Annotated in this window: 12 protein-coding genes; 6 read left to right on the plus strand and 6 right to left on the minus strand. The window is 62.7% G+C overall.

Annotated elements, in window-relative coordinates:
* The 3 genes from ACIPZF_RS11970 (at position 1) to ACIPZF_RS11980 (ending at position 2,653) form a co-directional block, all read left to right on the plus strand.
* Positions 1-825, plus strand: a complete 825-nt coding sequence (locus ACIPZF_RS11970; protein ID WP_400799181.1) for a mechanosensitive ion channel domain-containing protein — start codon at positions 1-3, stop codon at positions 823-825.
* A 113-nt stretch (positions 826-938) separates the two neighbouring features.
* A complete protein-coding gene (gene sigX, locus ACIPZF_RS11975; protein ID WP_400799183.1) occupies positions 939-1,505 on the plus strand; it encodes an RNA polymerase sigma factor SigX in 567 nt (188 codons plus the stop codon).
* 110 nt (positions 1,506-1,615) lie between these two features.
* Complete coding sequence (locus tag ACIPZF_RS11980; protein ID WP_400799186.1) at positions 1,616-2,653, plus strand: OmpA family protein; 1,038 nt, start codon at positions 1,616-1,618, stop codon at positions 2,651-2,653.
* Positions 2,654-2,721: 68 nt separating this feature from the next.
* Here ACIPZF_RS11980 and ACIPZF_RS11985 read toward each other — a convergent pair whose 3' ends face one another.
* The 4 genes from ACIPZF_RS11985 to ACIPZF_RS12000 all read right to left on the minus strand — a co-directional run bounded on the left by ACIPZF_RS11985 (position 2,722) and on the right by ACIPZF_RS12000 (position 7,561).
* Positions 2,722-4,389, minus strand: coding sequence for a protein kinase (locus ACIPZF_RS11985; RefSeq protein ID WP_400799189.1), 1,668 nt, complete (start codon positions 4,387-4,389; stop codon positions 2,722-2,724).
* A gap of 9 nt (positions 4,390-4,398) precedes the next feature.
* Complete coding sequence (locus ACIPZF_RS11990) at positions 4,399-5,610, minus strand: nitrate/nitrite transporter (protein WP_400799192.1); 1,212 nt, start codon at positions 5,608-5,610, stop codon at positions 4,399-4,401.
* Between the two features lie 161 nt (positions 5,611-5,771).
* Positions 5,772-6,347 (minus strand): ANTAR domain-containing response regulator, encoded by a 576-nt coding sequence (locus ACIPZF_RS11995; RefSeq protein ID WP_400799195.1) that lies wholly within the window; start codon positions 6,345-6,347, stop codon positions 5,772-5,774.
* Between the two features lie 11 nt (positions 6,348-6,358).
* Positions 6,359-7,561: a CmpA/NrtA family ABC transporter substrate-binding protein gene (locus ACIPZF_RS12000; RefSeq protein ID WP_400799197.1), complete on the minus strand. Its 1,203-nt coding sequence runs from the start codon at positions 7,559-7,561 to the stop codon at positions 6,359-6,361.
* 129 nt (positions 7,562-7,690) lie between these two features.
* Between ACIPZF_RS12000 and ACIPZF_RS12005 the strand changes: the two genes are divergently transcribed.
* Positions 7,691-8,716, plus strand: coding sequence for a quinone-dependent dihydroorotate dehydrogenase (locus tag ACIPZF_RS12005; RefSeq protein ID WP_400799199.1), 1,026 nt, complete (start codon positions 7,691-7,693; stop codon positions 8,714-8,716).
* A 96-nt stretch (positions 8,717-8,812) separates the two neighbouring features.
* Here the strand turns inward: ACIPZF_RS12005 and rmf are convergent, their stop codons facing one another.
* Positions 8,813-9,028: a ribosome modulation factor gene (gene rmf / locus ACIPZF_RS12010; protein ID WP_003248687.1), complete on the minus strand. Its 216-nt coding sequence runs from the start codon at positions 9,026-9,028 to the stop codon at positions 8,813-8,815.
* Positions 9,029-9,589: 561 nt separating this feature from the next.
* Between rmf and rlmKL the strand changes: the two genes are divergently transcribed.
* Both rlmKL and ACIPZF_RS12020 read left to right on the plus strand, forming a co-directional pair.
* Entirely contained in the window at positions 9,590-11,782 is a 2,193-nt protein-coding gene (rlmKL, locus tag ACIPZF_RS12015) for a bifunctional 23S rRNA (guanine(2069)-N(7))-methyltransferase RlmK/23S rRNA (guanine(2445)-N(2))-methyltransferase RlmL (RefSeq protein ID WP_400799202.1), read from the plus strand.
* A 96-nt stretch (positions 11,783-11,878) separates the two neighbouring features.
* A complete protein-coding gene (locus ACIPZF_RS12020) occupies positions 11,879-14,266 on the plus strand; it encodes a diguanylate cyclase (RefSeq protein ID WP_400799205.1) in 2,388 nt (795 codons plus the stop codon).
* Positions 14,267-14,387: 121 nt separating this feature from the next.
* Here the strand turns inward: ACIPZF_RS12020 and dacB are convergent, their stop codons facing one another.
* Positions 14,388-15,851: a D-alanyl-D-alanine carboxypeptidase/D-alanyl-D-alanine-endopeptidase gene (gene dacB / locus ACIPZF_RS12025; protein WP_400799208.1), complete on the minus strand. Its 1,464-nt coding sequence runs from the start codon at positions 15,849-15,851 to the stop codon at positions 14,388-14,390.
* Positions 15,852-16,029 lie beyond the last annotated feature (178 nt).

Genomic DNA, 16,029 nt, shown 5'->3' on the forward strand with positions numbered 1-16,029 from the left:
ATGGAACTCGATCTCTGGACCCAGAGCCTGGTCACTGCGATGACCGCCCTATGGACCAAGGTAGCGAACTTCATCCCCAACCTGTTCGGCGCGCTGGTCGTGGTGCTGCTGGGTTTCGTGGTGGCCAAGCTGCTCGATACGCTGTTGTCCAAAGTACTGGCCAAATTTGGCCTGGACCGTCTGATGGCCGGCACCGGGCTGACCAAGATGCTCAGCCGGGTCGGCATCCAGGTGCCGATCTCGACCCTTATCGGCAAGATCGTCTACTGGTTCGTGCTGTTGATTTTCCTCGTCTCCGCCGCCGAATCGCTAGGCCTGGAGCGGGTTTCAGCGACCCTCGACATGCTCGCCCTGTACCTGCCCAAGGTGTTTGGCGCCGCGCTGGTACTGCTGGCCGGCGTGCTGCTGGCGCAGGTGGCCAATGGCCTGGTGCGCGGCGCCGCCGAAGGCATCGGCCTGGAGTATTCCGCTGGCCTTGGGCGTATCACCCAGGGGCTGGTGATCATCATCAGCATCTCGGTGGCAATCAGCCAGTTGGAAGTCAAAACCGACCTGCTCAACCACGTGATCGTGATCGGGTTGATAACCGTTGGTCTGGCCGTTGCGCTTGCCATGGGCCTCGGCAGTCGCGAAATCGCCGGGCAAATTCTGGCCGGCATTTACGTACGGGAACTTTTTCAGGTCGGCCAGCAGGTGCGGATTGGAGAGGTCGAAGGGCAGATCGAGGAAATCGGCACGGTCAAGACGACGCTGTTGACCGATGATGGCGAACTGGTGTCGCTGTCGAATCGAGAGTTGCTCGAGCAGCGCGTCAATAGCCGCTAACCGCACAAAAGCTGTTAATGTATGCCGCCGCAAAAATCGGCCCACGTGGCCGAGCGGCGACATTGACCTGACTGTCGGCCAGATCCGTTTTGAATAAAGTCTATTCGCCGCCCATGCGTTACGACCCCCGCGAACTCACCGACGAGGAGTTGGTGGCGCGTTCGCATGAGGAGCTGTATCACGTAACCCGCGCCTATGAGGAACTCATGCGGCGCTACCAGCGAACCCTGTTCAACGTCTGTGCACGTTATTTGGGGAACGACCGGGATGCTGACGATGTCTGTCAGGAGGTGATGCTGAAGGTGTTGTACGGTCTGAAGAACTTCGAGGGTAAATCCAAGTTCAAGACCTGGCTCTACAGCATTACCTATAACGAGTGCATCACCCAGTACCGCAAGGAGCGCAGGAAGCGTCGGTTGATGGATGCCTTGAGTCTTGACCCTGTTGAAGAGGCGTCTGAAGACAAGGCACCGAAACCCGAAGAGAAGGGCGGGCTGGACAAGTGGCTGGTGTATGTGAACCCGATCGATCGGGAAATCCTGGTACTGCGCTTCGTCGCTGAGCTGGAATTTCAGGAGATCGCCGATATCATGCACATGGGTTTGAGTGCCACGAAAATGCGCTACAAGCGCGCGTTAGACAAGCTTCGTGAGAAATTTTCCGGTATGGATGAAACTTAGTCCTACGCAAATATCTCTAAACACCCGGTGAGTTCTGCTAGACTTGCCGTCGAGTTGTCCCCCGGATTTTGGTGGGACTGCTTAACTATCACCAGATGGGGATTTAACGGATGAAATTGAAAAACACCTTGGGCTTGGCCATTGGCTCGCTCGTAGCCGCTACTTCGTTCGGCGTTCTGGCTCAAGGCCAGGGCGCAGTCGAAATCGAAGGTAACGTCACCAAGCAGTACTACGACAGCGAGCGTAACTTCAAGAACGACGGCACCAATCCTGGTGTTCGCCTGGGTTACTTCCTGACCGACGACGTTTCCCTGGACCTCGGCTACAACGAGACCCATAACGCGCGTGGCGAAGTCTTCAACAAAGACATCAAAGGCTCCAAAGCCAAACTCGACGCTACCTACCACTTCGGCACCGTAGGCGACGCACTGCGTCCGTACGTTTCCGCTGGTTTCGCTCACGAGAGCCTGGGCCAGGCTACCCGTAGCGGCCGCGACCACTCCACCTTCGCCAACGTTGGCGCTGGCGCCAAGTGGTACATCACCGACATGTTCTTCGCCCGTGCCGGCGTTGAAGCCATGTACAACATCGACAACGGCAACACCGAGTGGGGTCCATCCGTTGGTGTGGGTCTGAACTTCGGCGGCAGCGGTGGCAAAGTTGCTCCTGCTCCGGCTCCAGTTGCTGAAGTCTGCTCCGACAGCGACAACGACGGCGTTTGCGACAACGTCGACAAGTGCCCAGACACCCCAGCCAACGTTACCGTTGACGCTGATGGCTGCCCGGCTGTTGCCGAAGTCGTTCGCGTTGAGCTGGACGTCAAGTTCGACTTCGACAAGTCGGTCGTCAAGCCTAACAGCTACGGCGACATCAAGAACCTGGCTGACTTCATGAAGCAGTACCCACAAACCACCACCGTGGTTGAAGGTCACACTGACTCCGTGGGCCCAGACGCTTACAACCAGAAGCTGTCCGAGCGTCGTGCCAATGCTGTGAAGCAGGTTCTGACCCAGCAGTACGGTGTTGAGTCGACTCGCGTTGACTCGGTTGGCTACGGCGAAACCCGCCCAGTTGCTGACAACGCCACCGAAGAAGGCCGTGCTGTCAACCGTCGCGTTGAAGCTCAGGTAGAAGCCCAGTCCAAGTAATTGGTCTGAAGCTTCAATGAAAAACCCGGCCTCGGCCGGGTTTTTCTTTGCCTGCGATTTGCTGCTGCTCAGCCCTTGAGCATGCTGACCAGCAGCACCAGATTGAGCAGCAGGGACAGCAGCGCCAGGGTCCGCCAGACCTTCAGCGGCTCGCGTTCGAGTAGCGGGCGGGATGGGTTGCCGAGCGGCTGACGGTCGCCGCGTTCGAGTAGCAGCAGCCACTGTTCGGCGGTTTCGAAGCGTTGTGCCGGGTCTGCCGCCACGGCTTGCTGCACGTTGTGCTGGAGCCATTCGGGCAGGTCGGGGCGATAGCGTGATGGATTGATCGGCTGGCCAAAGCGTGGTCGCTGGAAAGCCTCGACTTCGCCGTAGGGGTAGTGCCCGGTAAGCAGTTTGTAGAGCGTGACACCTGCAGCGTAAAGGTCCTGACGTGGGCTCGGTGGCTGGCCCTCGAAGGCTTCCGGGGCGATGAAAGAAGGCGTGCCGGGGAGTTCGTGCAATGGGTTTTCGGATAGCCCTGGGCAGTAGGCAAGGCCAAAGTCCAGAAGCCGCAACTGGCCATCTTCGCCCAGATGCAGATTGTCGGGTTTGATGTCGCGGTGCAGCAAGTTGCGTCTGTGCAGCACCGCGACCGCCTGCAGCAACTGGCGCGCCACTTCCAGCCACTGTGTGATTGGCAACGGGCCCTGTTCGGCAAGGAGCACATCCAGGGTGCGGCCGCTGTGCTCACGCATCACGTAATACAAGTGCTGGCGCTGGCTGGCGGGGTGCAGCTCTGGAAAGTGGCGGCCGGCAATCCGGCGCAGAAACCATTCCTCAAGCAACAACGCTTGCGCTGCGCCCGGCTCCTGGGCGCGTTCTGCAGGCAAGGTTTTCATCAGCCACGGCTGGCCTTGGCTGTCGCGCACACGATAGAGCAGCGATTGGCGGCTGTGTGCCAGGCGCGTTTCGACCTGCCAGCCATCGAGCGTCTGGTCCTCTCGCAGTGCGCCAGGCAATGGCCATTGTTGCAGCTGCACCAAGGTGTCGCCGAGGTTGGCCGTGCCCAGTTGATCGACCCGCACCAGCAGGGCGCTGGCGTTGTCCTGGCTGCCGTTATGATGGGCACTGGCGACCAGGGTGTCTGCGGCCAGTTGCAGATCAGGCTGCTCGCGCAGCACAGCCTGGATATGCTGATCGCCGAGGCTGGCCCAGACTCCGTCGCTGAGCAGCAGGTAGCATTCGCCTGGCTGCAGCTCACCGTCCAGGTAGTCGACCAGCAGGTGCTCGTCCAGGCCCAGTGCGCGTTTGAGCACGTGCTGCATGCCGGGCTGGTCCCACACGTGGTCTTGGCTCAAGCACTGCAGGCGGCCAGCGTGCCAGCGATAGGCACGGCAGTCGCCGATGTGCGCCAGGGTAAAGCGGCGCCCACGCAATACCAGCGCGCTGAGCGTGGTCAACAGCGGCTGGCTGCCCTGAGCACGCAGCCAGCGATTCTGTGCCAGTAACAGGCGGTCAAGGGCCTGAGCCACAGCCCAGGTTGCGGGGGTTGCATAGTAGTCCATGGCCAGCGCCTGCAGGCTGGCGCGTGCTGCCAGGCCGCCATCCGCGCACTGGCTGACGCCGTCGGCAAGGGCGAACAGGTAGCCTTTGCTGGCGGCAAGCTCCGGCGCCGGGGTGACCAGGCGCAGGGCGTCCTGGTTTTCGGCGCGTGGCCCTGTGGCGCTGGCCTGGGCAAAGCTCAGTTGCAGGCTCATCGATAGGCCTCAGACCCGCGCTGCAGTCACTGCAGCCGAGCCCCAGGTGGTGCGCCAGCGTTGCTTGACGCCATGCAGGCCGAACCAGGCCAGCAGGCCGAGGCTGGCGAACAACCACAGGCCCAGCTGATAGTCGCCGGTATGCTGCTTGATGGTGCCAAGCCCCGCTGCCAGCAGGAAGCCGCCGATGCCGCCGGCCATGCCGATCAGGCCGGTCATCACGCCGATCTCCTGGCGGAAGCGTTGTGGCACCAGTTGAAACACCGCGCCATTGCCGGCACCAAGGCCGAGCATGGCGCTGACGAACAAGGCCAGGGCCGCAGCGGCGCTGGGCAGGTTGAAGCCAACGGCGGCAATGCAGATGGCGGCCACGCTGTACATGCCCAGCAACGTACGGATGCCGCCGAAGCGGTCGGCCAGGGCGCCGCCCAGCGGGCGCATCAGGCTGCCGGCGAAGACGCAGGCGGCGGTGTAGTAGCCTGCGGTAATCGGGCTCAGGCCATACTGGTCGCTGAAGTAGCCGGGCAGCGCGCTGGCCAGGCCGATGAAGCCGCCGAAGGTGACGCTGTAGAAAAACATGAACCACCAACTGTCGCGGTCGCCCAGGGCTTTGAGGTAATCGGCCATGGCCTTGGGTTTGGGTCGTTGTGGTGCGTTGCGCGCGAGCAAGGTGAACAGGACCAAGGTCATTACCAGCGGGATCACGGCGAAGCCGAACACGTTGTTCCAGCCGAAACCTGCGGCCAGCACCGGTGCCAGCAACGCGGCGAAAACGGTGCCGGAGTTGCCCGCACCGGCGATGCCCATGGCCTTGCCCTGATGCTGCGGCGGGTACCATTGCGAGGCGAGGGGCAGCGACACGGCAAACGAGGCGCCCGCTACGCCGAGAAAGACGCCAAGCAGCAGGGCCTGTTCGTAGGTGTGCACGCCCATGTACCAGGCGCTCGCCAGGGCGACGATGACGATCACCTGGCCGATCAAGCCGGCGGTCTTCGGTGACAGGCGGTCGACCAGCAGGCCCATGACGAAGCGCAGCACCGCGCCCGCCAGAATCGGCGTGGCGACCATCAGGCCGCGCTGCTGTGTGGTCAGTTGCAGGTCGGTGGCGATCTGCACCGCCATCGGGCCAAGCAGGTACCAGACCATGAAGCTCAGGTCGAAGTACAGGAACGCGGCGAACAGCGTGGGCACATGCCCGGATTTCCAGAAGCTGGTAGTCATCGAACACCTCACTCGGCAATGCAACGGAAACGAAAAGACGCCGCTACCCGGTCCACTGGCGTGGAAAGGAGAGCGACGTCTTTGTCGGGGTTTGTGGGCAACCGCCGTTGGCTACCGGTGTGGTTTACCGAGCAAAAGGTGGGCCAACACTGCTGGCGGCGCTAACCCAGCATTTCGTGCATGGCGATGATCTGCTCGGCCACCTGGATCAGCTTCTGCTGCCGGCTCATGGCCTGCCGACGCATCAGGGTATAGGCCTGCTCTTCGTTGCAATCCTTCATCTTCATGAGCAAGCCTTTGGCCTGCTCGATGCGCTTGCGCTCTGCCAACTGCAGATCGCGCGCCAGCAACTGGGCTTTAAGGGCCTGGTCGCTCTCGAACCGGGCCATGGCAACATCGAGGATCGGTTGCAACCGGGCGGCGTGGATACCTTCGACGATGTATGCGCTGACGCCTGCCTGGATCGCCTGGCGCATCACCCCAGGGTCATGTTCGTCGGTGAACAGCACGATCGGCCTTGGCTGGTCGCGGCTGACCATCACCACTTGTTCCATGACATCGCGGTCGGGCGAGTCGGTATCGATCAACACCACATCCGGTCGCACCGTTTCGACGCAGGCGGGCAGGTCGATGGTCAGGTCTGGCGCTTCGATCACCTCGAAGCCGGCTTCGCGCAACGCTGCCTTGAGGCGGCCGAGCTTGTTCTGGGTGTCGTCGATGAGCAGGATGCGCAGCATGGTGAGCCCCCTCACAAACCGGTACGGGCATTGGGCGTATCGCCCAAGGCATGCAGGCGGAAGCTGCGGGCATAGCCGTGCGGGTCGCTGCCGTCCCAGCGGATGCCGTCGATCAGCAGGCTGCTGCGCATGACCGAGGCGGGGCAGGGCACGCCGAGGGTGTCGGCGGCCTCGTGATACAGCCTCAGTTGCTGCACCTGACGGGCTACGCCGAGGTAGTCGGGGTCGTCGCGCAGCAGGCCCCATCGGCGGAACTGGGTCATGAACCACATGCCGTCGGAGAGGTAGGGCAGGTTGGCCCGGCCCTGGTCGAACAGGCGCAGGGTATGTGAGTCCTGCCAGTGGTTGCCGAGGCCGTCCTGATAGTCGCCGAGCAGGCGCGGTTCGACAGTCTCCAGTGGCGTATCCAGGTAGGCACTGCCGCTGAGCAGTTGCGCAGCGCTGCGGCGGTTTTCCTGGCTTTGCTCGATGAAACGGCTGGCAGCGAGGATCGACTTGATCAGTGCGCGTGCACTGTTGGGGTACTGTTCGGCGAAGCTGCGCGCGCAGGCCAGGACCTTTTCCGGGTGATCGGGCCAGATCGACTGGCTGGTAGCCAAGGTGAAGCCCTGGCCCTGGGCGACGGCAGCGGCGGCCCAGGGTTCACCGACGCAGAAGCCATCGATGCGGCCAGCCTGAACGTGCGCCGCCATCTGCGCGGGTGGCACCACCACACTGTTGACGTCGTGCAGCGGGTGGATGCCCTGGCTGGCCAGCCAGTAATAAAGCCACATGGCGTGGGTGCCGGTGGGGAAGGTCTGGGCGAAGGTCAGTCGCGCACCGCTCTGGTGCACCAGACGCGCAAGTGCTTCAGGGCTGGTCACGCCCTTGCGCTGCAGGGCAGGGGACAGGTTGATGGCCTGGGCATTCTGGTTCAGCCCCATGAGCACCGCCATGTCGCTGGCCGGCACGCCGCCAATGCCCAGGTGCACGGCGTAAACCAGGCCGTACAGGCAGTGCGCGGCATCCAGTTCGCCGCTGGCCAGCTTGTCACGCAGGCTGGCCCATGAGCCCTGGCGCTTGAGGTTGAGGGTCAGGCCGTGCTGCTGGGCGAAGCCCTGGGTGGCGGCTACCACCACCGAGGCGCAATCGGTGAGGGCCATGAAGCCGATATAGAGGCTGGGTTTTTCCGGCGCGTCGCTGCCGTTGACCCAAGCCAGAGCAGATGTATTCACGTAGATCCTCGCCTGTACGGATTAGGCAGTCGTACAGGCGATGTAGCAACGCATGTGCCAAGGCGCTGTCATGCTGGGCGCGCGCTGGCTATAATCGCAGCCTCATTTGCCCCTGAGCCTTGCCCGCCCATGTATACCCTGGCCCGCCAGCTGCTGTTCAAGCTTTCTCCGGAAACTTCCCACGACCTGTCCCTGGACCTGATCGGTGCCGGTGGCCGTCTTGGGCTCAACGGCATGCTGTGCAAGCAGCCGGCGGCGCTGCCGGTGAACGTGATGGGTTTGAACTTCGCCAACCCGGTGGGACTGGCCGCCGGCCTGGACAAGAATGGTGCGGCCATCGACGGCTTTGCCCAGCTGGGTTTCGGCTTCGTCGAAATCGGAACCGTGACCCCGCGCCCTCAGCCGGGCAACCCGAAGCCACGGTTGTTCCGCCTGCCGGAAGCGACGGCGATCATCAACCGCATGGGTTTCAACAACCTGGGCGTCGATCACCTGCTGGAACGCGTGCGGGCTTCGCGCTATGACGGTGTGCTGGGTATCAATATCGGCAAGAACTTCGACACCCCGGTCGAGCGCGCGGTCGACGATTACCTGATCTGCCTGAACAAGGTCTACACCGAGGCCAGCTACATCACCGTCAACATCAGCTCGCCCAATACTCCGGGCCTGCGCAGCCTGCAGTTTGGCGACTCGCTCAAGCAACTGCTCGATGCCCTGGCCGAGCGCCGCGAACAGCTTGCCGGCGAACATGGCAAGCGTGTGCCGTTGGCGATCAAGATCGCGCCGGACATGAGCGATGAAGAAACCGCGCTGGTAGCAGCAACGCTGATGGAATCGGGCATGGATGCGGTGATTGCCACCAACACCACCATGGGCCGTGAAGGCGTCGAAAACCTTCCGCATGGGGGGGAGGCGGGCGGCTTGTCGGGTGCACCTGTGCTGCAGAAAAGCACGCATATCGTCAAGGTGCTCTCGGGCGAGCTGGGTGGCAGAATGCCGATCATCGCGGCGGGTGGTATTACCGAAGGCCGGCATGCCGCCGAGAAGATCGCCGCCGGGGCGAGCCTGGTGCAGATCTACTCGGGTTTCATCTACAAAGGGCCAGCGCTTATTCGTGAAGCGGTGGATGCCATTGCAGCCATGCCTCGGGTATAAAGGCAGCCATAAAAAAGGGCCCCATCAAGGGGCCCCTGGGCCTTCGCCCGCCGCCCGGATGGGGCGTGCATGGTAAATCGAATTCAGTGTCCTCGATCAGCCAACGGCGTGATTTTCGTTGAGTCTATGGATGCCAGCGGTGCCAGTCATTCCGTCCCAGTTATCACCGCGACCTTCGCGCCAGCCGTTGATCCAGGCTTGGCGAACAGAAGGAAGATTGAAGGGGCAAAGTTCGCGGGATTTGCCGGTGACCCCGTATTGGTAGCCACGTGAATATGCTCTTTCCAACGGATCACGCTTAAGTCTTCTCATAGGGTGTTGCCCTCACTTGTTGACTGTAATGTCCCGTCGGCCTCTCCGAGGCCGGGCAGAGTCGTTCTGCCGGTGTGCGCCCGCTGCCGGCGTGGCGGGCTGAAAGTGCCGCCTCATTGCGAAGCGGCCTGAGACCAGTTCTAACGAATGCGAGTCACGGTGTGAATGATCGATTTGTCATAAGCAGGTAACCTTTCCGTGGGTGAGGGGATAAGTAAATAAATGCGACTCAACCTTGTTTAGCGTTTGGCCCGCTGTGATCGGGGTTTGCTGAACATTGACGTCATTTCGCCAGCGTTGCGGCGGGGTGACAGAAATAATTGGTAATGCGACGAAGGGTCACATGGATCCCGAAGTCGGCAGAAATTATTGGTACTGCCTGATGATCTAAGCTGTTTCTGCCACCGGCGAGAGCAGATCGATCAGGCGGCCCGGCCCGCCCACCGCACTTATCCGTGCGGGGGAGGCCACTCGGACGCTTGCTGGAAGGGCGTTCGGGCAAACATCGGCGGGGCGATGCGTCGCCTCGTCACTCAAACAGCCCAAGGCTCTGGAATACTCATGTCGGACCGTTTCGAACTCTATCTCACCTGCCCCAAAGGCCTGGAAGGCCTGCTTGCCGAAGAGGCCAAGGGCCTTGGCCTTGACCAAGTGCGTGAGCACACCTCGGCCATTCGCGGCGAAGCCGACATGGAAACCGCCTACCGCCTGTGCCTCTGGTCGCGCCTGGCCAACCGCGTGCTGCTGGTGCTCAAGCGCTTCAACATGAAGAACGCCGACGACCTGTACGACGGCGTCAACGCTGTCGACTGGGCCGATCACCTGGCAGCCGACGGCACCTTGGCCGTGGAGTTCAGTGGCCATGGCTCGGGCATCGACAACACCCATTTCGGTGCATTGAAGGTCAAGGACGCGATCGTCGACAAGCTGCGCAACCGCGAAGGCCTGCGCCCGTCGGTGGAGAAGATCGACCCGGACGTGCGTGTGCACCTGCGCCTGGACCGTGGCGAGGCGATCCTCTCGCTCGACCTCTCCGGCCACAGCCTGCACCAGCGCGGCTACCGCCTGCAGCAAGGCGCCGCGCCGCTCAAGGAAAACCTGGCAGCTGCGGTACTGATTCGCGCTGGCTGGCCACGCATCGCCGCCGAGGGCGGCGCCCTGGCCGACCCGATGTGCGGCGTCGGTACTTTCCTGGTCGAAGCCGCGATGATCGCCGCCGACATGGCGCCGAACCTCAAGCGTGAGCGCTGGGGCTTCAGCGCCTGGCTGGGCCATGTGCCGGCCACCTGGCGCAAAGTCCATGAAGAGGCCCAGGCCCGCGCTCAGGCTGGCCTGGCCAAGCCACCGCTGTGGATTCGTGGCTACGAGGCCGATCCGCGGCTGATTCAGCCGGGGCGCAACAACGTCGAGCGGGCAGGCCTGGGCGACTGGATCAAGATCTATCAGGGCGAGGTCGCCAGTTTCGAGCCGCGTCCGGATCAGAACCAGAAAGGCCTGGTCATCAGCAACCCGCCGTATGGCGAGCGCCTGGGTGACGAAGCCAGCTTGCTGTACCTCTACCAGAACCTTGGCGAACGCTTGCGCCAGGCGTGCATGGGCTGGGAGGCGGCCGTGTTCACCGGCGCGCCGGAGCTTGGCAAGAAGATGGGCATTCGCAGCCACAAACAGTACGCGTTCTGGAACGGCGCGCTGCCGTGCAAGCTGCTGCTGTTCAAGGTGCAGCCTGACCAGTTCGTCACTGGCGAACGCCGCGAGGCTCAATCGGAAAATACCGATTCGCCTCGCCAGGTACCGGTGGCCAGCGAACCGGCCCGCCTTTCCGAAGGCGCACAGATGTTCGCCAACCGCCTGCAGAAAAACCTCAAGCAACTGGGTAAGTGGGCGCGCAAGGAGCAGGTGAGCTGCTACCGCCTGTACGATGCCGACATGCCCGAGTATGCCCTGGCGGTCGACCTCTATGAGGATTGGGTGCACGTGCAGGAATACGCCGCGCCGCGCTCGATCGACCCGGAAAAGGCTCAAGCGCGCCTGCTCGACGCTTTGTCGGCGATTCCGCAGGCCCTGGGCATTGACCCGCAGCGCGTGGTGCTCAAGCGCCGCGAGCGGCAGAGCGGTACCCGCCAGTATGAGCGCCAGGCTACCGAAGGGCGTTTCCAGGAGGTCAGTGAAGGCGGCGTCAAGCTGCTGGTCAACCTTACCGACTACCTGGACACCGGCCTGTTCCTCGACCACCGCCCCATGCGCATGCGCATTCAGCGCGAAGCGGCCGGCAAGCGCTTCCTCAACCTGTTCTGCTATACCGCCACGGCCAGTGTCCATGCGGCCAAGGGCGGTGCCCGCAGCACGACCAGCGTCGATCTGTCCAAGACTTACCTGGACTGGGCGCGCCGCAACCTGTCGCTGAACGGCTTCTCCGAGCGCAACCGCCTGGAGCAAGGCGATGTCATGGCCTGGCTGGAAGCCAACCGCGACAGCTATGACCTGATCTTCATCGACCCACCGACCTTCTCCAACTCCAAGCGCATGGAAGGGGTGTTCGACGTGCAGCGTGACCACGTGCAGTTGCTCGACCTGGCCATGGCGCGCCTGGCCCCGGGCGGCGTGCTGTACTTCTCCAACAACTTCCGTAAGTTCCAGCTCGATGAGCACCTGGCGGCGCGGTATGCGGTGGAGGAAATCAGCGCGCAGACCCTGGATCCGGATTTCGCGCGTAACAACCGTATCCATCGCGCCTGGCGCTTGCAGTTGCGCTAATTTGAGACGAGTAGCGTTGCATCGCTAGTGGCCAATAGCTATAACTCAGCACAGGGCCAGAATGTTCGCAGGACGCTGACGGGATGAGATCTATCTATGTCGAAGGTGCGTGCGAAGGTGCTGGGTCGGTGCAGCGAAGCGATGGCTGCCTGGGTGTTGGCGTTGGTGGTCCTGGTAGCCGGCGGCTTGCTGTCGGTTGCCTTGGCGTTGGCCACTCAGGCGTTCTACAAGCAGCAGTTGCGCCAGCGCTTCGAGCTGCTGGCCAGCGAGCGCCATAGCCGTATCGCCGAGCGCTTCGACGATCAGGAGCAACGTCTCGACGGTTTGCGGCGCTTCTTCAGTTTCTCCAACGAAATTACCCCACGCGAATTCGACGGCTACGCGCGGCCCTTGTTGCGCCGAACCCAGGCGTACTCCTGGGCGCCGCGGGTCGACGATGTGCAGCGGCGCGACTTCGAGCGTCAGGCCGGTGCTGCGCTGAAGCGGGCCTATGCAATCCGCGATATGGACAACCAAGGCCACTGGCAACCGGCGCCGCACCGCGATCACTACTTCCCGGTGCTCTACACCCAGGCCACCCATCAGCAGGAACAACCCTACGGGCTGGACCTGCGCGGCCAGGAAACCCGTGAGCAGACCTTGTTGCGTGCCTTGCTGCCGGGCAGCATGGCGGTATCCGCGCCGCTGGACATGATCAATGTGGTGCCGGAGTACGCACGCGGGCTGCTGATGGTGGCGCCGGTGTTTTCCGATGCCCAGGCCAATGGCCCGCCGGCAGGCTATGTGATGGCGTTGCTCAATCTGCGTCAGCTGATCACCGACGGTTTACCGGCCACTGCCGAGGACAACCTGGTGGTGCGTATCATCGACCCCAGCGGGCTCGATGGTCAGGAAGTACTGTTCGACTCGCAGAACCCGGCTGCCCCCTTGGCCCTGCTCAGCACGCAGTTGCTGCATCTGGCCGACCATCACTTTCAGCTGGATATTCGCCCGAGCCAAGTGTTCATGCAGGCCAACCGGTCTTCTGCGGCACTGGCGGTTGGCTTGCTCGGCGGGCTGTTGAGCCTGCTGCTCAGCGCCTTGTTGTATAACCTGTTCAGCCAGCGGCAGAGGGCGTTGACCCTGGTCGAGCAGCGCACCGCCGAACTGCGGGTGAGCGAGCAGTCGTTGCGTGAAACCCATAACCAGCTGCGCAGTGTGCTCGATGCCGCCACCCAGGTCGCCATCATCGCCACCAGCCTCAAGGGGGTAGTCAGCACATTCAATGCCGGTGCCGAACGCCTGCTGGGCTATTCGGCTGGCGAGGCGATCGGGCATCTGCGGCTTGAGGATCTGGTCTTGCCCGATGAGCTCAGTCTGCGGGCCCATGCCTTGAGCCTGCGCTACGGTCGGCACATTGCCGGGGGCCAGGCGATGTTTGCCGAAACCGTGCAAGAAGGCGGCGCCGAGCCTGGCGAGTGGACCCTGGTGCGCAAGGATGGCAGCCAGCTGCTGGCCAACATGCTGGTGACTGCGGTGCTCGACGAGCAGGGGTTGTGGGTCGGCTACCTGGCGATCTGCATCGATGTCACCGAGCGACAGCGGGTGCACGAGGCGCTGGCGATGCGCGACAGGCTGCTGGAGAAGCTCAGTGCCGAGGTGCCGGGCGGCATTTATCAGTATCGCCTGGACCCTGATGGCCACTCGAGTTTCCCGTATGCCAGCCAAGGCCTGTTCGATATCTACGAGGTCGACTTGCAGTTGCTGCGCGAGGATGCCTCGGCGGTGTTCGAGCGGATCCACCCCGATGACCTTGAACGCGTGCGACGCTCCGTGCGGTCTTCGGCCGAACACCTGTCACCCTGGCGCGAAGAGTACCGCGTGTGCCTGCCCCAGGCAGGCTTGCGCTGGGTGCGTGGGGAGGCGACGCCGGAGGTCGGCGAAGACGGCTGCACGCTATGGCACGGCTACCTCACCGACATTTCCGACCTCAAGGGCGTCGAAGAAGACTTGCGCACGCTGTCGGTGACCGATGCACTCACCGGTATCCACAACCGTCGCTACTTCCAGGAGCGTCTGAAGGTCGAACTGGACCGCGCCCAGCGTGACGATCAGGACCTCGCGGTGATCATGCTCGATATCGACCACTTCAAACGGATCAACGACCAATACGGCCACGCGGTGGGTGACCATGTGCTGCGCAGCCTTTGCCAGCGCATTGGCCAGCGCTTGCGGCGCACCGATGTGTTCTGTCGCCTGGGTGGGGAAGAGTTCATGGTGCTGTGCCCTGGCAGCAATGCCGAACAGGCACGACTGTTGGCCATGGAGTTGTGGCAGGGCGTGCGCACTGTGCCGGTCGAGGGCGTGGGCAAGGTAACCGCGAGTTTTGGTGTGGCGGGGTGGCGGCCGGGGGAGGGCGCCGATGCCTTGCTGCTGCGCGCGGATGCCGGGGTGTATGCGGCCAAGCAGGCCGGACGGGACCGCGTTGAGGGCGAGTTGAGCTGATCTTTTTGGGATGGCAGTACCGGCCTCTTCGCGGGGCAAGCCCGCTCCCACAGGAATGGGGGCAGTCCATACTGTGGGAGCGGGCTTGCCCCGCGAAGAGGCCGGTACAGCTAACTAAGTGTTACTGAGTCGCAGCAGTAGAGCTGTTGTTCAGCTTTGGCTGGCGATAGAGGTCCAGCAACACCTGGTCCAGCACCTGCGAAGCACCCCAGGGTTTTGGATCGTTGAGAATGGCCGACACTGCCCAGGTATTGCCGTTACTGTCACGGCTGAAGCCTGCGATGGCGCGTACGGTGTTCAGGGTGCCGGTCTTGATGTGCCCTTCGCCGGTCATGGCCGTGCGCTTGAGGCGCTTGCGCATGGTGCCGTCCATGCCCACCAGCGGCATGGAACTGATGAATTCCGCAGCGTAAGGGCTGTTCCACGCGGCCTGCAGCAGCGCTGCCATCTCGCGGGTGCTGACCCGTTCGGCTCGCGACAGGCCAGAGCCGTTTTCCATTACCAGGTGCGGCGCGGTAATGCCTTTTTTCGCCAGCCACTGACGTACCACGCGCTGGGCCGCACGGGCATCGTCGCCATCGGCATCGGTGCGGAACTGTGCGCCAAGGCTCAGGAACAGCTGTTGCGCCATGGTGTTGTTGCTGTACTTGTTGATGTCGCGGATCACTTCCACCAGGTCGGGGGAGAAGGCGCGGGCCAGCAGTCGAGCCCCTTTGGGCACGTTTTCGATGCGGTCACGACCCTGGATGCTGCCGCCCAGTTCGTTCCAGATCGCGCGCACGGCGCCGGCCGCGTAAGTCGGGTGGTCGAGCAACGCCAAGTAAGTCTGCGAGTTGCAGCCGTCGCCCAGCTGGCCGCTGACCACCACGCTGATGCCGTCCGGCTGGGGCACCGGGTTGTAGCGCACGTCGCCTTTGCACTGCTTGGAGGCCACGGCCTTGACCTGATTGTCGATGCGGATGCTGGCGATCGGTGGCTCGACTGCGACGGTCACCTTGCCGCCATCGTTGCGGGCAACGAAACGCAGGGCCTTGAGATTGACCAGCAAGGAATCGGGCTTGACCAGGAACGGCTTGTTGACGTCACCGCCATCGTCGTTGAACTGCGGCAGGTTGGGCTGCACGAAGTGGCTGCGGTCCAGTACCAGATCGCCGGTGATGGTCCGCACGCCGTTGGCGCGCAGGTCACGCATCAGCAGCCAGAGCTTTTCCATGTTCAGCTTCGGGTCACCGCCGCCCTTGAGGTACAGGTTGCCGTTGAGCACGCCATTGCTCAGGGTACCGTCGGTGTAGAACTCGGTTTTCCACTGGAAGGTCGGGCCAAGCAGTTCGAGGGCCGCATAGGTGGTGACCAGTTTCATGGTCGATGCCGGGTTGACCGACACATCGGCGTTGAACACCGTAGCGGTGCCGGGGCCATTGAGCGGCAGCATCACCAACGACAGTGCGCTGTCTTGCAGTTTGTTGGCCTTGAGTGCTTGCTGCACCTTTGGCGGCAGGTTGGTATTGACGGCGGCGGCTTGGCTGGGCAGTGCGATCGGCAACAGCAGGCCGGCGAGAACGAAGGGACGGAGCGCTTTGATCATCTGAATTCAGTACCCTGCGGGCGAGGGGGAAAATTTTGGGGCTGTAAGAAATGATGGCCCCACGACGAAATATAGTGCGCATTATGCCCCAAGCGCAGCGTTCATGCGCCACGTTCGACGGAAAAGCGCCGTTGCGGCGCGGAAACTGGTAAAGTGCCGCGCGTAATTACTCAAGAGG

The organism is Pseudomonas sp. NPDC089752, assembly GCF_044748725.1.
GTDB lineage: Bacteria > Pseudomonadota > Gammaproteobacteria > Pseudomonadales > Pseudomonadaceae > Aquipseudomonas.